This window comes from Pseudomonas sp. ZL2 (assembly GCF_054788455.1).
The window spans coordinates 27,673-45,994 of record NZ_JBGOGX010000023.1; the positions used below are offsets into that span (position 1 = coordinate 27,673).

16 protein-coding genes are annotated in these 18,322 nt (G+C 62.6%); 11 read left to right on the forward strand and 5 right to left on the reverse strand.

Annotated elements, in window-relative coordinates; translation table 11 throughout:
• Positions 1 to 92: 92 nt before the first annotated feature.
• From ABM562_RS16690 to ABM562_RS16700, 3 genes are all read left to right on the forward strand, one after another.
• Positions 93 to 473: a Mor transcription activator family protein gene (locus ABM562_RS16690; protein WP_134063353.1), complete on the forward strand. Its 381-nt coding sequence runs from the start codon at positions 93 to 95 to the stop codon at positions 471 to 473.
• Positions 474 to 543: 70 nt separating this feature from the next.
• Complete coding sequence (locus ABM562_RS16695; RefSeq protein ID WP_115087799.1) at positions 544 to 1,113, forward strand: DUF2589 domain-containing protein; 570 nt, start codon at positions 544 to 546, stop codon at positions 1,111 to 1,113.
• A 131-nt stretch (positions 1,114 to 1,244) separates the two neighbouring features.
• A complete protein-coding gene (locus tag ABM562_RS16700) occupies positions 1,245 to 1,778 on the forward strand; it encodes a DUF2589 domain-containing protein (RefSeq protein ID WP_233674739.1) in 534 nt (177 codons plus the stop codon).
• 12 nt (positions 1,779 to 1,790) lie between these two features.
• On the opposite strand, the gene ABM562_RS16705 is transcribed toward ABM562_RS16700, so the two are convergent.
• The 3 genes from ABM562_RS16705 to ABM562_RS16715 all read right to left on the reverse strand — a co-directional run bounded on the left by ABM562_RS16705 (position 1,791) and on the right by ABM562_RS16715 (position 7,921).
• Positions 1,791 to 5,465: a translocation/assembly module TamB domain-containing protein gene (locus ABM562_RS16705; RefSeq protein WP_460422658.1), complete on the reverse strand. Its 3,675-nt coding sequence runs from the start codon at positions 5,463 to 5,465 to the stop codon at positions 1,791 to 1,793.
• Positions 5,462 to 7,204, reverse strand: a complete 1,743-nt coding sequence (locus ABM562_RS16710) for an autotransporter assembly complex protein TamA (protein WP_134063359.1) — start codon at positions 7,202 to 7,204, stop codon at positions 5,462 to 5,464. Before ABM562_RS16710 ends, ABM562_RS16705 begins: the two co-directional genes overlap by 4 nt.
• A gap of 66 nt (positions 7,205 to 7,270) precedes the next feature.
• Complete coding sequence (locus ABM562_RS16715) at positions 7,271 to 7,921, reverse strand: GNAT family N-acetyltransferase (RefSeq protein ID WP_115087802.1); 651 nt, start codon at positions 7,919 to 7,921, stop codon at positions 7,271 to 7,273.
• A 161-nt stretch (positions 7,922 to 8,082) separates the two neighbouring features.
• Here ABM562_RS16715 and xthA point away from each other — a divergent pair, with 161 nt between their 5' ends.
• From xthA to ABM562_RS16730, 3 genes are all read left to right on the forward strand, one after another.
• Positions 8,083 to 8,895: an exodeoxyribonuclease III gene (gene xthA, locus ABM562_RS16720; protein WP_115087803.1), complete on the forward strand. Its 813-nt coding sequence runs from the start codon at positions 8,083 to 8,085 to the stop codon at positions 8,893 to 8,895.
• 198 nt (positions 8,896 to 9,093) lie between these two features.
• Positions 9,094 to 10,410 (forward strand): substrate-binding domain-containing protein, encoded by a 1,317-nt coding sequence (locus ABM562_RS16725; RefSeq protein ID WP_115087804.1) that lies wholly within the window; start codon positions 9,094 to 9,096, stop codon positions 10,408 to 10,410.
• A gap of 165 nt (positions 10,411 to 10,575) precedes the next feature.
• The gene (locus tag ABM562_RS16730; RefSeq protein ID WP_134063362.1) at positions 10,576 to 11,598 is read left to right on the forward strand and encodes a TerC family protein; all 1,023 of its coding nucleotides are present in this window, start codon (positions 10,576 to 10,578) and stop codon (positions 11,596 to 11,598) included.
• Here the strand turns inward: ABM562_RS16730 and ABM562_RS16735 are convergent.
• On the reverse strand, positions 11,592 to 12,821 hold the full coding sequence (locus ABM562_RS16735; RefSeq protein WP_233674727.1) for an acyl-CoA dehydrogenase: 1,230 nt from the start codon (positions 12,819 to 12,821) through the stop codon (positions 11,592 to 11,594). The genes ABM562_RS16730 and ABM562_RS16735 overlap by 7 nt on opposite strands.
• Before the next feature lie 138 nt (positions 12,822 to 12,959).
• On the opposite strand from ABM562_RS16735, the gene ABM562_RS16740 reads away from it, so the two are divergent.
• The 3 genes from ABM562_RS16740 (at position 12,960) to ABM562_RS16750 (ending at position 15,341) form a co-directional block, all read left to right on the forward strand.
• Positions 12,960 to 13,898, forward strand: coding sequence for a LysR family transcriptional regulator (locus tag ABM562_RS16740; protein ID WP_115087807.1), 939 nt, complete (start codon positions 12,960 to 12,962; stop codon positions 13,896 to 13,898).
• A 123-nt stretch (positions 13,899 to 14,021) separates the two neighbouring features.
• Positions 14,022 to 14,423, forward strand: coding sequence for a MerR family transcriptional regulator (locus ABM562_RS16745; RefSeq protein WP_028944211.1), 402 nt, complete (start codon positions 14,022 to 14,024; stop codon positions 14,421 to 14,423).
• An 18-nt stretch (positions 14,424 to 14,441) separates the two neighbouring features.
• Positions 14,442 to 15,341 carry a hydroxymethylglutaryl-CoA lyase gene (locus tag ABM562_RS16750; protein ID WP_115087808.1) on the forward strand — a complete coding sequence of 300 codons (900 nt, stop codon included), beginning with the start codon at positions 14,442 to 14,444 and terminating at the stop codon, positions 15,339 to 15,341.
• 537 nt (positions 15,342 to 15,878) lie between these two features.
• Here ABM562_RS16750 and ABM562_RS16755 read toward each other — a convergent pair.
• Entirely contained in the window at positions 15,879 to 16,403 is a 525-nt protein-coding gene (locus ABM562_RS16755; protein WP_115087809.1) for an MgtC/SapB family protein, read from the reverse strand.
• 143 nt (positions 16,404 to 16,546) lie between these two features.
• Here ABM562_RS16755 and ABM562_RS16760 point away from each other — a divergent pair, with 143 nt between their 5' ends.
• Together ABM562_RS16760 and ccoG are read left to right on the forward strand one after the other, a co-directional pair.
• Positions 16,547 to 16,786 carry a DUF3203 family protein gene (locus ABM562_RS16760; RefSeq protein ID WP_115087810.1) on the forward strand — a complete coding sequence of 80 codons (240 nt, stop codon included), beginning with the start codon at positions 16,547 to 16,549 and terminating at the stop codon, positions 16,784 to 16,786.
• Positions 16,787 to 16,907: 121 nt separating this feature from the next.
• Positions 16,908 to 18,320 carry a cytochrome c oxidase accessory protein CcoG gene (ccoG, locus tag ABM562_RS16765; RefSeq protein ID WP_346617816.1) on the forward strand — a complete coding sequence of 471 codons (1,413 nt, stop codon included), beginning with the start codon at positions 16,908 to 16,910 and terminating at the stop codon, positions 18,318 to 18,320.
• The last annotated feature ends 2 nt before the right edge of the window (positions 18,321 to 18,322 follow it).

Here is an 18,322-nt window from a genome sequence, read left to right on the forward strand (position 1 = left end):
CGCGCTTTGCCGCGCTGATGCTACCTGCAATGGCTTCAGCCGCATGGCACGGATCATCAAGGTGCCGAACTATCGCCCACAAGGAAGTCACCATGGAACTGAGCGACCTGGACCGAATCGACGTCGAGCAACTGCCCCACTCGCTGCAGATGCTGATCGAATGCCTTGGCATTGAACATGCCTACAACCTGACGAACACCTATGGCGGACGCCCCAAGTACATTCCCAAACACCGCGAACGCACGGCCCTGGCGGAAATTCTGCCAGCGCCCGCGCTGGATGCGCTGATCAAGCGATTTGCCGGCATGGCACTGGAAATCCCCAAGGTTGACCATTTCCTGCGCCAACTGCGCAACCAGCAGATTCAACAGGAAAGCGCCGATGGCCTGTCGCGCAGCATGCTGGCCAACAAGTACGGATTGAGCCTGCGTCAGATCGGCAATATTCGCCGCCAGGACGCTTGCCCGCGCTGATGTCAGCAGACAACTACCCTAGATTCCCAACCCGCGCACAAGGTGCGCACCCACGATAAGGAAATCCCCCATGGCAACAGTCGACAACGATATGATCGGTTCGGTCATGAACGCCCTACCCCTGGATCGGATGATCGCCGGACCGCTGCAGGCAATGGTCCAGGCCCAAGTCGCCGCCAGCCAATCTTACGCTGACTTCCTCATGGGCGTCTGTGTCGAGAATGGCAAAGCGGTCGCCATCGAATTCAACTACGACGAAACCGTTACCGATGAACAGGGGGCAGCCAAGGGAACCGTCTCCAAAACCATGCGCATCCCGCTCATGGCGGCGATCGCTCACCCCAACATCGTCATCGAGGAAGGGAATGTCGAGTTCGAAGTAACCATTAGCCAACAGGCCGAATCCAGTAGCGAAACCGCAGGTGAAGTGAGTACTGCCGCGTCCTTTGGCTTCGGCAAGTTCAAGATGGAGCTCAAAGGCCAGGTCAGCCACAAGTCGACGCAAACCCGCAAGACCGATACCCGTGCCCGCTACGCCTTCAATACCAAAGTACGTCGTATGGAACCACCTGAAGCACTGATGCGGGTCATCGATGCCCTCACTGAAGCCGCCAGCAAGCCGGTTACAAGCTCCAGCTGACAGCCACCACCCTTGCGTTGGGTACCTCAGCGTAACCCTTCGCCAATGGCCCTCTCTGCTGGAGGGGGCTTGAGCTGAAGATTCCCAGGAGTGCACACAGCTTGGACCCGCGCCCGCCGAACAACGCGCCCATCATCGCCAGCGACCTGTGCGATATCACTCGCGGCCTGCAGGAAGCCGCCGCGGCCACCAACAACCTGATTGCCCAGCAGTACATCAAGCTGTTCGACCAGTTTTTCGACTATGACGCCGAGGCACTGGGCACGCCGATGAAAGCCAAGATGGTCGAAGTGGCGATGGACGATCAGCACACGATGCAGATCCCGCTGATCGCACTGGTGTCACCGCGGGGGCTGGCACTGGAGCGCATGCAGGTAGACCTCTCTGTGCGGATTCAAAACACCGAAACCACCGAGGCCAGCGAGAGCCTGCAACGCGAGCGCTTCTATGTAACGGTCGGCGGCCAGAGCAAACGCAATGGCGATGCAGCACGCGACCCCGATGAAGTGCAGATCCGCATGCAGTTCCAGGCCTGTGAACCACCGGAAGCGCTGAACCGGCTGATCGAGGAGTACACCAAACTGATTACCCCGCTTCGCTTGTCCACCCCTGTCCAGCCCACGGACGACAGCAACGAGTTCATCGAAGCCGCGACCGTGCGTTGACCAGGACCGCCCCTAGAAATCGCGCTTGTAGAAGATATCCAGGGAACTGGCCAGGCCACTGGCCGCCTCCAGGTAGACCTTCTTGCTGAGCTTGTAGCGCAAGGCAATGGTGTTGGCCGGCTCGAACACCCCCACCCCGTAACGCAGGCTCAAGCGCTCGGTCAGGTTGCCGCTGGCGACCACGGCGGTGTTGTTGCCACTGCCTTGGGTGTCGAGCTGGAAGTCATCGATGCCCAGGCTCGAGGCCAGGCTGCCGGTGATCCCGGCGCTGCCTGCCAGGCCCAGGCCGAGCGCGGCTTCAGCGAGCATGTTGTTGTCTTCCCCCGTGGTGCCCAACGGCCGCCCGAGGACCAGGTAGGACAACGCCTGCTCCTGGCTCATGGCCGGCTCCGAGAACACCTGGGTGGTAGGCTGCTCGGCGCTGCCGCTCAAGCGGATACCGGCAATCACGTCATCGGTCTTGCGAATCGCCTCGATGTCCAGGTACGGCTGATCGATGGGCCCGGCAAACAGCAAGCGCGCACGGCGGATTGTCAGCCGCTGGCCGTAGGCACGGTAACGACCGTCGGCCAGGCTCAGCTCACCACGGGTATCGAGGTTGTCACCGATATGCACGTGCCCCAACAGGTTGGCGGTCAGGCCGAAACCACTGAACGAGAGTTTCTCCTGGCCCACCTGGACGTCGATATCCATGGCCATGGCCATCGGTGCTTTGCCCTCCTCGGTCTGATGCCCCAGGATCACCGTGTCATCGGAGACCTTGACCGTGGACGGCGGCAGTTCACGCACGGTGATCTTGCCCTTGGGTACCAGCACCTTGCCGGTCACCGCGAGCTTGTCGTCGATCAGGCTGATCTTCAGGTCCGGGGCCACTTCGAGGGCCGCGTAGGGTTCGACGTTGACCGGCAAACGCTGGCCCTGCAGTGCCAGGTTGACTGCCAGGGCATGGCCCCAGCCAATCTGCCCGCTCAGGCTGCCCTGGCCCGCATCGCCGCTTTTCCAGCTGCCGTTGAGCTGGACCTGTTCGCCGGCGATCAGCGCCTGCAGTTGCAGGTCCTCAAGGCTGATCGGCAGCTCGGCGCCGCTGACTTCACCACGCGCAAGGTTCAGGCTGCCATTGACCTGGGGAGCCAGCAAGGTGCCGGACAGGCGTCCGCTGCCGTTGAGCTGGCCATTGAGGCGTTCGACCATCGGCGCGAACGGACGGCCGATGGCCAGGTCCAGGCCGCTGAGGCGGAAGTCACCGCTCAGGGGTTTGTTTTTTGCCAGCGGATCAAGCCGGGTATTCACCGCCAGCTCGCCGAGCTTGTCGCCCTGGAAATCCAGACGGGTGTCAATGCGCCGCGGGCCCAGGGTACTTTGCAGGCGCAGGGTCTGGTAGGGGAAGTCCAGCCACTGGTCCTTTTCGCGCACACGCAAGGTGCCGCCGCTGGCATCGATGAGGATGGTGCCCTTGGGCCCGCTGGCCGGTACGTCAAGGTTGATGTCGGCATTGAGCAGCCCCTGCCAGGCAAAGTCCTTGGGCAGCCACTGCGCCAGGCTTTGCAGCGGGAACTGCTTGAGGTGGTAGCGCAGGCGCGGCTCGGGCGCCAGGCGCTGGTCTTCACCACACAGGCTGGCCTGGCCGGAACGCCAGCAATGGGCACCGAAATCCACTTGGCCGCTGGCCAGGCGCTGCAGTTTGGCCGGCGCCTGCAGGCGCCAGTCCTGGCCTCCGGCCTGGATTTCGCCGCTGGCCAGGCGACCGCGCCAGTTGCCCTTGTCCAGTTGCCCATCCAGACCCAGGTCAAGCTTGAGCTGCGGCCCGTCCAGGCCCAGTTGCAGTTTTTGCTGGCGAAGATCACCGGCGCCCTTGGCAGTGAGCATTCCGAGGCTGGTATCGCCCAGGCGAATGCTGCCGGCCTGCAGGTCGATGACCGCTCTTTGCGCGTTATCAAGACGCGCCTCCAGGCTCAGGCGCTGCACGCGGTTGTCGGCCTGGGCCAGTTGCTGGCCCTGCAGCACGAAGCTGCCCTGGGGTGCCTGCAAGGTACCGGCAACCTCCAGGCGGCCCTTGACCTGGCCTTGCAGCTGCGGCCAGAGCTGGCCCAGGCGCGGCAGGTTGATATCGATCTGTCCGGCCAGGCGCTGCTGCAGGCTGCCACTGCCATTGATGTGGTTGTCGCCCAGGCGGATGTCCAGGGTACCCAGGGTCCATTGCTGCCCTGCCCCTTGGGCCACTGCTTTAAGCACTGCGGGCTGACCACGGAGACGGCCCTTGAGGTCAAGGTCGGCGTCCAGGCGCAACTCGCCGTTTTTCATTGCCCCCTTGCTGCGCAACGGGCCGGCCAGGGTGCCGGGCAATTCGGCCAGCCAGTACGCCGGGTTCAGCGCCGACAGCTCCAGTGCCGCATCCCAGGCCACGCCATCGGCAAACTGCACGCCGACACTGCCGGCGGCCTTGCCTTGGCCGGCATTGAGCAGCAGTTGCGGCAAGCTGACCTGCTTGAGGTCGCCCTTGAACGGGCTGCTCAGGCTGAAGGCACCGGCCGGACCGTCCAGGTCACCTTTGAACTCACCCTGGTAGTTGCCATCGCGGTACTGCACCTGGCCGTTGAAACGGCGCAAGGCAACTTCGGGCGCTTGCTCCAGCGGATACAGGCGCAGCCAGGGGAAATCCAGCCAGTCGATGCTGGCTTCGGCGCTCAGGCCTTGCTGCCAGTTGGCCTTGGCCTTGAGTTTCAGCGCCTGCTCGGCGCTGGCGGTGAGGTCCAGGGCACTGAGTTCGGCGCCTTTGGCATCGACCCGGCCTTGCAGGTTGAGCGCCACCGGACCCTGTTCGGCGGGCAGGCTGGCCGTGCCAAGCAGTCGATAGCCGCTTTGCAGGTTGCCCTTGGCGCTCAGTTGCAGTTTGTTCAGCTGCAGGGTGTCGGGCAGCTCGGCCGAGGGTTTGAACGCCTCGCTGCTGATCTGCAGTTGCGCCGGCAGGTTGTCGGCCAGGGCTTGCAGCTCGCCGGTCAGGCGCGCATGCAGGTAGCCACTGCTGTCAGCCTTGAGCTTGAGGGTTTTCTGCAGGTCGCCGTCCACCTGCAATGCCAGTTGCCAGGGCTGCCCATCGACACTCGGCAACTGCAGCTGCCCTTGGGCCTGCAACGGCCAATCGGCTTCGGGCTTGAGCGAGCCCTGCAGGCTCAGCTTGAGGTCATCGCGCTGCAGTTGCAGGCTGTCGATCTGCAGCCCGGCCGTGGTCCAGTGGGCGGCCAGTTGCAGTTGGCTGAGCTGTTCATTGCCGTCCAGGCGCAGATGGCCGATGCGCACGGTGCCCAGCTCGATGGCCATGGGCAGCTTGAGTTCCGGCAGCTGCAGCGGCCCGCTGTCGGGCTTCGGCTCGCCGGGGGCGAAGGCCAGGTTGACCTGGCCGGCTTCCAATTGATCGATGCACAGGGTCATGCGCAGCAGGCAGCCCGGCGACCAGGCCAATACCGGCGCCAGCAGCTCGACCCGATCGCCACCCTGTTCCCAGAGCAAGCGCTCGGCTTGCCACTGCCCGGCCAGGCGCCCCTGGAAGTTATCCAGCTGCAACCCCGGCACCAGCCCCAGTGCCCAGCGGCTGCCGGCCTGGGTACCGAGCATCAGGCCCACACCCAGCACAAGGAGTACGAGCAAGGCCAGCAGGCCAAGAACGATGAATTTGATAACGCGACTCACAGTTCCGGCCCCATGGAGAAGTGCAGACGGAAACCGCCGTCGTCATCCAGCGCGCGGGCCAGATCCAGACGCAGCGGCCCGACCGGAGACACCCAGCGCACCCCGATACCGACACCGGTCTTGAGGCTGGGGAGCTCCAGATTGTTGAATGAATTACCCTGGTCGATGAAGGTCGCCACCCGCCATTTCTCGGCGACCGAATACTGGTACTCGGCGCTGCCGGCTACCAGGTAACGGCCGCCGATGCGATCGCCGTCGGAGTTCTTTGGCGACAGGGTCTGGTAATCGTAGCCGCGCACGCTCTGGTCGCCACCGGCAAAGAAGCGCAGCGAGGGCGGAATCGAGTTCTTGTAGCTGTTGGTGGCGCTGCCGCCGAACTGCACACGGCCGAGGAAGCGATGGTTCTGGCCCAGGGTGGTCAGGCCCTTGAGCAACACATTGGCGTGCAGCAGGTTGGTGTCGGAAACCAGCCCTTCCTTGGCCGCCTGCACATCGAACTGCAGGCGATAGCCGTTGTGCGGGTCAATGCGGTTGTCGCTGCGCAGGTAGGAATAACTAATGCCGGGCATCAGCAGGTTGCTCAGGCCCGAATCGTCACCGAGCTTGTATTCTTCGCGCTGGTACTTCAGCGAGATGACCCGCTGCCAGCCGCTGGGCAATTTGCTGTGCCATTCCGGGCCGACCGTGAGCAGCTTGCTCAAGGTGTCGGTGCCGGCGATTTCTTCGTTCTGGTAGCCACCGGCAAAACGCAGTTTGTCGGTCAGCGGCGGGTCGAGCGGGATGTCGTACCACAGGCCGACGTTCTGCCGCGGCGCCGAAAGCTCGGTTTCCCAACCGTAGCTATGGCCCTGCGGATTGACCCAGTGGCGGGTCCAGTTGGCCTTGCCGCGCGGCCCGACGTCGGTCGAGAAACCCAGGCCCAGGCCCATGGTTCGCGGCTTGCGAGTCTCGAGCCGGACGGCCACCGGGATGCTCTGATCGACTGCGGCGGTGGGTGCGGCATCGACCCGTACGCCTTCGAAATAGCCACTCGATTGCAGGGCATTATTGAGGTCGGCAATCAGTTCGGAATCGTAAGGCGTGTCGGCTTTGAACGGCACCATGCGTTGCAGCAGGTCTTCATCCAGGGGGGTATCGCCGGCGAAGCTGACCTTGCCCAGACGGTAGCGCGGGCCGCTTTCATAGATCAGTTCGATGTCGGCGACGCCCGCCTGCGGGTCGACCGCCAGGCGCTGGCGGACGAAGTGGCCGCTGAAGTAACCGTAGCGCGATGCCTGGTTCTGGATCAGGCGCTTGGCGTCTTCATAATGACCATGGTTGAGCACCGCGCCCGAGCGCAGCGCCTTGCTGTCGGGAATGCGGAAGGCTTTGAGTTCGCTGGCCGGGCCATCGATGCGGATGGTCACATCACGCAGGTGCACCGGCTCGCCGGGATCGATGTTCAACACCAGCTGCGGCCCCTTGTCGGCCTTGGCCGGTGGTTTGACCTCGCTGTCGATCTGCGCCTGGTAATAACCCAGGGCCTGAGCGGCCTTGCGCGCCTGCTCGACTGCGCCGCGGCTGAAGCGCAACAGCGCCTCTTCATCGCGTTTACCAAGGCTGCCGATATAGCCTTCGACATTGGCCTTGAGTTCGTTATTGGCAGGTTTGACCCGGACCACCAGCTCGCTTTGCGCATACGCGCCGATGCTGGCAAACCATAGAATCAAACCGCAGGTGAATCGTCCTGAATGCGTCATAGGCGCGGATGCTACCAGAGCTTGGCGGCAGCATGGAGCCCAAGGTTTTCCTCGCGGTTGAGCAATTCAGGCCGAAGCCTGCTGCGACGACTGTGGATTGGGATGGAAGAACACGTGTTCGCGGACCGGGCCTACCGCGATCTCGCCAATTTCCTGATAGCCCTGACGCTGGTAAAACGCCAGGTAGTGCTCGTTGCCGGTGTCCAGCACCACGCCCTGGGAATGCTCATCCACGGCACACCAGTCGTGCACCGCCTGCAACAATTGTTCACCGTAGTGCTTGCCCTGGAACTGCGGGTGAATCCCCAGCAGCGGCAACACATGCACCGCGTCACTGGGCAGGCAGGCCATCAGCGCGGCCTGGTAATCCAGGTAGCGGCGGGTGCAGCGAAAGCCGGTGCTGAGCACCATGCGCATACGCCAGGCCCAGCTTTCGGTGATGCCCAGGCGTCGCTGCGGCGGGGCAATCAGGGCGATGCCGATCAGGCGGTCATCGACCAGCAGGCCAATGGCGGGCAAGTCCTGGAGAAAATGCTGCTTGACCCGCTCGCGCACGGTGGCGCGAATACGCTGGTCGAACCCCGGGCGCTGGGCTTCGAACAAAAAGGCAAAGGTCGGTTCGTGGCGATAGGCGTGATACAGCAGGGAGCGCGCCTCGCGGCTGTAGCCGCCATCGAGCAGACGGACTTCAGCCGGTGCGGCAGTCGATTCGGGCATGCTGGCAAACCTCCGGAAATGGGCATTCATTGCCTTTGAGGTGTTCGGGGTGCCAACGTTCACCTCGTGCCACAGGTTAGCAACCTATCGAGTGGATCGCCACGCTGGCCGACGCCGCCGATGTCGGCTAGGATCCTGGGTTTTACCAGGATTGTGCTTCCATGAAGATCGTCTCGTTCAACATCAATGGCCTGCGTGCCCGGCCCCACCAGTTGGCGGCGTTGATCGAAAAGCACCAGCCCGACGTCATCGGCCTGCAGGAAACCAAGGTCAGCGACGAGCAGTTCCCGCTCGCCGAGGTCCAGGCCCTGGGCTACCACGTACACTTTCATGGCCAGAAGGGCCACTACGGCGTCGCCCTGCTCTCGCGCCAGGCGCCACTGAGCCTGCACAAGGGCTTTAGCACCGATGAAGAAGAAGCCCAGCGCCGCTTCATCTGGGGCACCTTCGCCGATGCCGATGGCACGCCGATCACCATCATGAACGGCTACTTCCCCCAGGGCGAAAGCCGCGACCACCCGACCAAATTCCCGGCCAAGCAGCGCTTTTACAGCGACCTGCAGGCGCTGCTGGAAACCCAGTTCCAGAACGATCAGCCATTGCTGGTGATGGGTGATGTGAACATCTCTCCGGAAGACTGCGACATCGGCATCGGTGCCGACAACGCCAAGCGCTGGCTGAAGACCGGCAAATGCAGTTTCCTGCCGGAAGAACGCGAGTGGATGGCGCGCCTGAAGAACTGGGGCCTGGTCGACAGTTTCCGCCACCTGCACCCGGAAGTGGCCGACCGTTTCAGCTGGTTCGACTACCGCAGCCGCGGCTTTGAAGACGAGCCCAAACGTGGCCTGCGCATCGACCTGATCATGGCTTCCCAGGGGCTGCTGCCGCGGATCAAGGATGCCGGGGTCGACTATGACTTGCGCGGTATGGAAAAACCTTCGGACCACGCGCCGATCTGGCTTGAACTGGGCTAGTTCAGACGCAGACCCTGTGGGAGCTGGCTTGCCAGCGATGAGACCCGGCTGGCCAAGCACGGTATCGGCCGCGGAAAAGCATCGCCGGCAAGCCGGCTCCCACAGGATTGGCGCAGGTTGGCAAAAACGCTGTCATCTTTTGGTCACCCTTCCGTCTTAATCTCCCGGCACACCCTTTGCCCATGAGTGCCAGACGGCATGTTGCGCCACCTCTCCCTGCTCGTGCTTTGCCTGCTCCCGCTGATTGGCGCCGCTGCCCCGCAGGCGCAATTGCGTATCCAGGGTTCCAACACCATCGGTGCCGCGCTGGCACCGGCGCTGGTCACCGGTTTGCTCGAGCAACAAGGCGCCAGCGCCATCAGCATCGTCAGTAGCGATGCCGCCAACGAACTCCAGGTCCGTGCCCGGGGCAGCAACGGCCAGGCCTTGCTCATCGACATCGCCGCACACGGCTCCAGCACCGGCTTTAGCGCACTCAAGTCCGGCCAGGCAGAACTGGCCGCCTCCTCCCGCCCGATCAAGCCGGTTGAGCTGAGCGAGCTGCAAGCCCTGGGCGACCTCAACAGTGCCGCTGCCGAGCAGATCATCGCCCTGGACGGTGTCGCGGTGATCGTCCATCCCGACAACCCGCTGCCGCAGCTGACCACCACCCAGCTGGCGCAGGTTTTTTCCGGGCAGATCAACCGTTGGGAACAACTGGGTATCGGCAGCGGCCCGATCAACCTGTACGCCCGCGACGACCGCTCCGGGACCTTCGAAACCTTCAAGGCGCTTGTCCTCGACCCGGCCCAGCAACCGCTGGCCGACACCGCCAGACGCTTCGAATCGGCTGAACAACTGGCCAGCCAGGTGCTCGGCGACCGCCAGGCCATCGGCTTCAGCAGCCTGGCCACGGTGCATGGCGCCAAAGTCGTGGCGATTGCCGACGGTGAGTCCCAGGCCATGCTGCCGACACCGGCGCTGGTGGCCAGCGAAGACTATCCACTGTCGCGACGGTTGTACTTCTATCTGCCGCCCGGCCAGGCCAACCCGCTGGCCCGAGCCCTGGTCGAGTTCGCCCAAAGCCCCCAGGGCCAGGCCATCGTTACCCGCAACGGCTTCGTCGGCCAGCAGGTGCAGAGCGGCAAGGTTCAGCCCCGTGCCGACATGCCGCGCCGTTACCTGAGCCTTGCCAATGATGCCCAGCGCCTGTCGGTCAACTTTCGCTTCCAGGAGGGCAACGCCAGCCTCGACAACAAGGCCCTGCGCGATGTGCAGCGGGTCGTCCAGTACCTGCAGGCGCGGCACAAGCTGGCCAACAAGGTGGTGCTGGTGGGGTTCGGCGATGCCAAGGATGACCCGCGGCGCGCTGCCCTGCTTTCGCGGCTGCGGGCCATGGCAGTGCGGCGGGAGCTGGCCCGCAGCGGCGTCGAATTGCGCGAGATCATCGGCCTGGGTGACGAACTGCCGGTGGCGGCCAACACTGCCGAGCAAGGGCGGATCCGCAATCGACGGGTCGAGGTGTGGGTCTACTGACTTGCTGCCTGGCAGCCTGGGCAATCAATTGTTACAGGCTCGATTGGGCGCTCACCCTCCCCGGGGCTAGGCTTGTCCTTAGTGACGCCGGGCCCCTCTGACGGCTGCCAAGCCGCCATGTCGGAGTCACTGTTGCTCAGCAACGTCGACATAAAGGAGGGGCTCATGGCAGCTCTACAGGTATTTCTCGACAACGACTTCCTCGGCACCAGCCTGTGGTTCTGGCTGGCCTTTCTCGGCATCGTGCTGACCCTGCTGGTACTGGACCTGGGCGTGCTGCACCGCAAGCTGCACGAAATCGAAATGCGCGAAAGCCTGCTGCTGTATGGCGGCTATTTCAGCGTTGGCGTGCTGTTCGGCGTGTGGGTGTGGTTCGAGCTGGGGGCGCAGAAAGCCCTGGAGTTCTACACAGGCTTTCTCATCGAGCAGTCGCTGTCGATGGACAACGTGTTCGTCATGGCGATGATCTTCAGCTTCTTCGCCATCCCCCGCCGCTACCAGCACCGGGTGCTGTTCTGGGGGATTCTCGGGGTAGTGGTGCTGCGGGCGATCATGATTGGCCTGGGCAGTGCGCTGGTACAGGAGTTCGACTGGATTCTCTATGTGTTCGGTGCCTTCCTGCTGTTCACCGGGGTGAAGATGCTGTTCTCCGGAGAACAATCCCACCCGGACCTGGCCAATAATCCGGTGCTGAAATTCGTGCGGCGCCACCTGCGGGTGACCGACGAGCTTCATGGCCCGCGTTTTTTTGTGCACATCACCCCCACCGGGCAGAGCAAGGCGCTGCGCTATGCCACGCCGCTGTTCCTGGCCCTGGTGCTGATCGAACTGGCCGACCTGGTGTTCGCCGTCGACAGCGTGCCGGCGATCTTTGCCATCACCCAGGATCCGTTCATTGTCTACACCTCGAACATCTTCGCGATTCTCGGTTTACGGGCGCTGTACTTTGCCCTGGCAGCACTGATGCACCGCTTTATCTACCTCAAGTACGCGCTGGCACTGGTGCTGGTGTTCATCGGCGGCAAGATTTTCTATCACGGCCTGATCGGTGCCGTACCGCCGATGCTGTCGCTGGGGGTGACCATTGCCCTGCTTAGCGGTGGGGTGTTGTTTTCGCTGTTCTCGACCCGTTCGCGGGGCAAGCCCAGCCCTACAAAAGAGACGGGCTTGCGCGGCAAACATCAATGACCGCTACGGAGCATTTCCTTGGGCACGTACTTGCCGATCTCGTACTTGCCGATCGCCGCGCGGTGCACTTCGTCCGGGCCGTCGGCCAGGCGCAGGGTGCGTTGCATGGCGTACATGTAGGCCAGCGGGAAGTCGCCCGAGACACCGGCACCGCCGTGGATCTGGATCGCCCGGTCGATGACCTTGAGGGCCACGTTCGGCGCCACCACCTTGATCTGGGCGATTTCGCTGCGGGCGACCTTGTTGCCCACGGTGTCCATCATGTAGGCGGCCTTGAGGGTGAGCAGCCGGGCCATGTCGATTTCCATCCGCGAGTCGGCGATCTTGTCGATGTTGCCACCCAGGCGTGCCAATGGCCGACCGAAGGCGGTACGTTCCACCGAGCGTTTGCACATCAGCTCGAGGGCCCGCTCGGCCATGCCGATCGACCGCATGCAGTGGTGGATGCGGCCCGGGCCAAGGCGCCCCTGGGCGATCTCGAAACCGCGGCCCTCGCCGAGCAGCACGTTCTCGTAAGGCACGCGTACGTTCTCGAACAGCACTTCAGCGTGGCCATGGGGCGCGTCGTCGTAACCGAACACCGGCAGCGGGCGAACGATTTTCACCCCGGGTGTGTCGGTGGGTACCAGGATCATCGAATGCTGCTGGTGACGCGGACCTTCCGGATTGCTCAGGCCCATGAAGATCATGATCTTGCAACGCGGGTCGCACGCACCGGAAGTCCACCACTTGCGGCCATTGATTACCCACTCGTCACCGTCACGCACGGCGCGGGCAGCCATGTTGGTAGCGTCGGACGACGCCACGTCCGGCTCGGTCATGGCGAATGCCGAGCGGATGTCACCGCGCAGCAGCGGTTCCAGCCACTGGCGCTTCTGTTCTTCATTGGCGTAACGCACCAGCACTTCCATGTTGCCGGTGTCCGGCGCCGAGCAGTTGAACGGCTCGGGGCCCAGCAACGAGCGGCCCATGATCTCGGCCAGGGGGGCATATTCAAGGTTGGTCAGGCCCGCACCCAGTTCCGACTCAGGCAGGAACAGGTTCCACAAGCCCTCGGCCTTGGCCCTGGCCTTGAGCTCCTCCATGATCGCGGTCGGCTGCCAGCGATCGCCTTCGGCAACCTGGCGCTCGAATACCGCTTCGGCGGGATAGACATAGGCATCCATGAACGCCGTGACACGTTCGCGCAGCGCCTGGACCTTGGGTGAATAGGCGAAATCCATGGGCAGTACCTTCAGTGGAAAAGGGATCTGATAAAGATCCTAGATCAGCAGGCAAAATCCACCTAGCCTATTCTCGGCGTGTATAAACATTCATAACCGATATATGATCGACCTATAACACCAACAAGAGCAGCGCCCATGAACCTGAGTAAGGTCGACCTGAATCTGTTCATCGTCTTCGATGCCATCTATACCGAAGCCAACCTGACCCGGGCCGGGCAGATCGTCGGCATTACCCAGCCGGCAGTGTCCAACGCCCTGGCGCGCCTGCGCGAAACCTTCAACGACCCGCTGTTCGTGCGTACCGCCCAGGGCATGGTGCCCACGCCGATGGCGCAGAACATCATCGGCCCGGTGCGCAATGCCCTCTCGCTGTTGCGCGTATCGGTGCAAGAAAGCCGCATCTTCAACCCGCTGCAGGCCAACAAGACCTTTCGCATCAGCATGACCGACCTCACCGAGGCGGTGATTTTGCCGCCGCTGTTCCAGCGCCTGCGCCGCCTGGCCCCGGCGGTGGTGATCGAAAGCTTCCTGTGCAAGCGCCGGGAAACCACCAAGGAGCTGGCTGCCGGGCGCCTGGACTTTGCCGTCGATGCGCCGCTCAACACCGACCCGCAGGTGCGCCACGTCAAGCTGATGCAAGACCGCTACGTCTGCGCCATGCGCCAGGGCCATCCGCTGTTCAAGGACAAGCTCAGCCTGGACGATTACCTGGGCATGACCCACATTCATATTTCCAGCCGCCGTAATGGCCTGGGCTATGTCGACCTGGCCCTGGGCAAGATGGGCGTGCAGCGCAAGGTCGCCCTGCGCTCCCAGCACTACCTGATGGCCTCGCAGGTGCTGCAGCAGACCGATATGGTCATGACCGTGCCGGAACGTTTTGCCCGCCGCCACCAGCTCAATCATGTCAGCCTGCCGGTGGACGTGCCGTCACTGGAAACCCACCTGTACTGGCACGAAAGCACCGACCAGGACCCGGCCAACCGCTGGATGCGCGAACAGATCATCGAGCTGTGCCAGGGGGTGGTGGCGCAGGATGAGCGGGCGGCCACGGCTGAGGTGCCGTTGCAGTGAACACAGAACCATTGTGGGAGCCGGCGTTGCCGGCGATGCAGGGCATAGCCCTGCCAATCCTTGCTTGACGTATACGTCAACCTGCAATTAGCTTAGCTCCATGCCCTTTTACCGAGCCAAGCAATGAGCAGCCAGACCTACAGCATCTCCGACCTGTCCCGCGAGCTGGACATCACCACCCGGGCGATCCGCTTCTATGAAGAACAGGGCCTGCTCAGCCCCGAACGCCGTGGCCTGGAGCGGGTCTACTCGGCCCGCGACAAGGTCAGCCTGAAGCTGATCCTGCGCGGCAAGCGCATCGGTTTTTCCCTGGCCGAGTGCCGAGAGCTGATCGAGCTCTACGATCCTACCAGCGGCAACCTCAAGCAACTGCACAGCATGCTGGCCAAGATCGCCGAACGCCGGGCCCAGCTTGAGCAGCAACTGCTGGACATCCAGCAGATGCAACTGGAGCTGGACACCGCCGAAGAGCGCTGCGAACAAGCCCTGGCCGCCACCCTGAACAACCAGAAAAACAGCCATTGAGCCCTGAGGAACCCTGCCATGTCATTGCCTGAAAAAGTCCGCCTGGTCGAAGTCGGCCCGCGCGACGGCCTGCAGAACGAAGCCCAGCCCATCAGCGTGGCCGACAAGGTGCGTCTGGTCGATGACCTGAGTGCGGCAGGCCTGTCCTATATAGAAGTGGGCAGCTTCGTTTCGCCCAAGTGGGTACCGCAGATGGCCGGCTCCGCCGAGGTGTTTGCCAATATCCAGCAACACAGCGGGGTGACCTACGCAGCGCTGGCGCCGAACCTGCGTGGTTTCGAAGATGCGCTGGCGGCCGGGGTCAAGGAGGTCGCGGTGTTTGCCGCCGCGTCCGAGGCGTTCTCCCAGCGCAACATCAACTGCTCGATCAGCGACAGCCTGCAGCGCTTCGTACCGATCATGGAAGCGGCGCGCCAGCACGGGGTGCGGGTACGAGGTTATGTATCGTGTGTATTGGGCTGCCCCTATGAAGGCATGATCAGTGCCGAACAGGTCGCCCCGGTGGCCCGCGAGCTGCACGACATGGGCTGCTATGAAGTGTCGCTGGGCGACACCATCGGCACCGGCACCCCCGGGGCGACCCGGCGCCTGTTCGAAGTGGTCGGCGCCCAGGTACCACGGGACCAACTGGCCGGTCACTTCCATGACACCTACGGCCAGGCCCTGGCCAACGTCTATGCCAGCCTGCTCGAAGGCATCAGTGTATTCGACAGCTCTGTTGCGGGCCTTGGCGGCTGTCCTTACGCCAAGGGCGCCAGCGGTAACGTTGCCAGCGAAGACGTGCTGTACATGCTCCAGGGCCTGGGCATCGACACCGGCATAGACCTGGAGCGCCTGATCGCCGCGGGCTTGCGTATCAGTGAAGTGCTCGGCCGCGCCAGCGGTTCGCGGGTGGCACGCGCCCGTAACGCACGTTGAACACGGGCGGTAACAGCCAGGTCAGGGCCTGGGTGTTACCGCACCCGCACTTTTCAGGGAAATTCCGGGTAACACGGAAACAAATCGACAGAATTTCTCGGTCCAGATTTTCAGCGAAACCTATAAGTCATTGATTTTATTGTTATTTAAAAAGTTGGCACGGCACCTGCTATATCTCAGGTACAAGAACAATAAAAAGTGCGACACACCCAATAAAAATAAGACGAAACGACTCTGACATAACAAGAACAACACGACAGAGGCGCAGCTAACAGATTTTTTTGGAGAGGATGTGCTTTCCAGGGGCTTGCCCCGCAACCGGACACAGAACAATAAAACTACCCCAAGGTAGCGCAGGTCACGGTTGGATCAGCAATGATGAAGGTAGATCAGCGCTCAAAAAAATACGTTTGCTCTTGATCCCGGATGGGGATCGCCAGTGATACAGAGGCAACGGTCGCCAAAAACAACAACAGGCCGCCCTCCAATAACAAAAAAAGAGCACGCAACAATCTTTGAGGGGAGCCTAGGCTCCCCTCAGTGCTTCCCGCCCTCCCCGTTTTCATCCTCGTCGTCCCTCTCGAAGCGGTTTACCACCAGCGGCATCACCCCCAATACCAGTAAGGCCAGCAAGGTGCTGATCACGGCCGTTGCTTCACGCCCCATGCCCGCCGCCACGCCGATCGCCGCCGTCATCCACAAGCCCGCCGCCGTGGTCAGGCCTTTGACATGCCCGGCATCCTGGTCGTGGCCCTTGAGAATGGTGCCGGCACCGAGAAAGCCGATCCCGGCGACGATCCCCTGTACCACCCGGCTCAGCGCCGCGTCGTCGGCCCCGGCCATGCGCGGCACCAGCACGAACAGCGCCGCGCCCAGGGCTACCAGCATATGGGTGCGCACCCCGGCGGCCTTGCCCTTGAGCTCACGCTCAAAACCGAGGACGGCACCAAGCAACGCCGCCATGATCAGGCGCACCGTCACCTGGGTAAGCTGCTTGGCATCGGTGATGTCGGCGAACTCCGCCACCAGGGTGATCCAGACTTGATGCCACCAGGCGTCCATGGGCGTTGTCCATGCAGAAGGGATTAATCGGTGGACAACGGCGGTGACGGCAAGTGCGCCGTTGACCGCTGATCGGTTGTTGCCAGTATCCGGGGCAGCGCTGCGGTCTCAAGCAATAGGACACCAGCCATGAGGAAGCGGCCATGCCTATTGAAATAGATGAAACCAATCAGCGCTGCACCCTGATCAGTGACGACATGCATGTCCAGGGTGAAGCCAAGGATGTCGAAGTCATCACTGACGCCGAACTGCGCATGTCTGTCGCAGTGCTCAAAGGCGAGCGCGTGCCAATCACCGAACAGGAGGCCGATGCCCTCACTGTAGCGGGTGCGGTGGATGGTCGCAGGCATCTCAAGGCATCCGAGCCAGGCTCGGTAATCTAAGGCCTACAGGGTTTCGACACAAAATCTGATACGGTTTTTATCCAGATACCTGAGCCTGTTATGCAAACAGATGGGGCGCCATAGTGCTCTGGCCTGATCGAGGCCTGATGAGCGACGAACCATGAGCGATAGAATCCCCGTCCAGATCGTTGAAATTGCTGAGCCTTCCACCTTCAAGAAGAAGCCTGCCAGCAGCGACAGACAGATCCACACCCGTAGCTTCACCGGCTTGTTTCGTAACCTGCGCCTGGCTGGCGCGGGTTTTCTGTTTTTGCTGTTCTTCGGCACCGTCTGGTTGAACTGGGGCGGTCGTCAGGCCGTGCTTTGGGACCTGGCCGACAGCAAGTTCCACATCTTCGGCGCCACCTTCTGGCCGCAGGATTTCATCCTGCTCTCGGCCTTGTTGATCATCTGCGCTTTCGGCCTGTTTGCCATCACGGTGTTCGCCGGCCGGGTGTGGTGTGGCTATACCTGCCCACAGAGCTCCTGGACCTGGATCTTCATGTGGTGCGAAAAAATCACCGAAGGTGAACGCAACCAGCGCATCAAGCTTGATGCCGCGCCATGGAGCCTGAACAAACTGGCCCGGCGCTCGGCCAAGCACACCCTGTGGCTGGGCATCAGCCTGCTGACCGGGCTGACATTCGTCGGCTACTTCACGCCGATCCGTCCGCTGGCCGAAGAGCTGTTCACCCTGCAACTGGGCGGAGTCAGCCTGTTCTGGATCTTGTTCTTCACCGGCGCCACCTACATCAACGCCGGCTGGCTGCGTGAAGCGGTGTGCATGCACATGTGCCCGTATGCGCGGTTCCAGAGCGTGATGTTCGACAAGGACACCCTGACCGTCGCCTACGACCCGGCCCGAGGCGAGTCCCGCGGCCCGCGCAAGAAAGAAATCGACCACAAGGCCAAGGGCCTGGGCGACTGCATCGATTGCCACATGTGCGTGCAGGTCTGCCCGACCGGCATCGACATCCGCGATGGCCTGCAGATGGAGTGCATCGGTTGCGCCGCCTGTATCGACGCCTGTGACTCGATCATGGACAAGATGGGCTACGCCCGCGGCCTGGTCGGCTACAAGTCCGAACACACCCTGCAAGGTGGTACCACCAACTGGCTGCGTCCGCGCCTGCTCGGTTACGTCACCGCCCTGGTGGTGATGATCGGCGCCCTGGTCATCGCCCTGCAGCAGCGGCCGATGGTGTCGATGGACGTGATCAAGGACCGCGGCCTGTTCCGTGAGAACAATGCCGGGCAGATCGAGAACATCTACACCCTCAAGGTCATCAACAAGACCCAGCAAGCCCAGCACTACCGCCTGCGCCTGCTCGACGCCGAAGGCTTCGAACTGCACGGCAAGACCGAGTTCAGCCTGGCAGCCGGGGAAATGAGCGACTTGCCGGTGTCGGTGGCGATGTTGGCCGAGCGCCCGCAAAGCAGCTCCCAGGACATCAGCTTCGAACTGGTTGACACCGACGAACCGGGCATCCGCAGCGTCGCCCACAGCCGTTTTGTCGCGCCTTTGAACCGCTGATC

What these genes read in the sequence shown, in the direction of transcription:
- xthA (WP_115087803.1), top strand. Translation starts at nt 8,083, where the DNA reads ATGAAGATCGTCTCGTTCAACATCAATGGCCTGCGTGCCCGGCCCCAC.
- ABM562_RS16745 (WP_028944211.1), top strand. Translation starts at nt 14,022, where the DNA reads ATGAGCAGCCAGACCTACAGCATCTCCGACCTGTCCCGCGAGCTGGAC.
- ABM562_RS16690 (WP_134063353.1), top strand. Translation starts at nt 93, where the DNA reads ATGGAACTGAGCGACCTGGACCGAATCGACGTCGAGCAACTGCCCCAC.
- ABM562_RS16715 (WP_115087802.1), bottom strand. Translation starts at nt 7,921, where the DNA reads ATGCCCGAATCGACTGCCGCACCGGCTGAAGTCCGTCTGCTCGATGGC.
- ABM562_RS16740 (WP_115087807.1), top strand. Translation starts at nt 12,960, where the DNA reads ATGAACCTGAGTAAGGTCGACCTGAATCTGTTCATCGTCTTCGATGCC.
- ABM562_RS16760 (WP_115087810.1), top strand. Translation starts at nt 16,547, where the DNA reads ATGCCTATTGAAATAGATGAAACCAATCAGCGCTGCACCCTGATCAGT.
- ccoG (WP_346617816.1), top strand. Translation starts at nt 16,908, where the DNA reads ATGAGCGATAGAATCCCCGTCCAGATCGTTGAAATTGCTGAGCCTTCC.
- ABM562_RS16750 (WP_115087808.1), top strand. Translation starts at nt 14,442, where the DNA reads ATGTCATTGCCTGAAAAAGTCCGCCTGGTCGAAGTCGGCCCGCGCGAC.
- ABM562_RS16730 (WP_134063362.1), top strand. Translation starts at nt 10,576, where the DNA reads ATGGCAGCTCTACAGGTATTTCTCGACAACGACTTCCTCGGCACCAGC.
- ABM562_RS16735 (WP_233674727.1), bottom strand. Translation starts at nt 12,821, where the DNA reads ATGGATTTCGCCTATTCACCCAAGGTCCAGGCGCTGCGCGAACGTGTC.
- ABM562_RS16725 (WP_115087804.1), top strand. Translation starts at nt 9,094, where the DNA reads ATGTTGCGCCACCTCTCCCTGCTCGTGCTTTGCCTGCTCCCGCTGATT.
- ABM562_RS16710 (WP_134063359.1), bottom strand. Translation starts at nt 7,204, where the DNA reads ATGACGCATTCAGGACGATTCACCTGCGGTTTGATTCTATGGTTTGCC.
- ABM562_RS16695 (WP_115087799.1), top strand. Translation starts at nt 544, where the DNA reads ATGGCAACAGTCGACAACGATATGATCGGTTCGGTCATGAACGCCCTA.
- ABM562_RS16755 (WP_115087809.1), bottom strand. Translation starts at nt 16,403, where the DNA reads ATGGACGCCTGGTGGCATCAAGTCTGGATCACCCTGGTGGCGGAGTTC.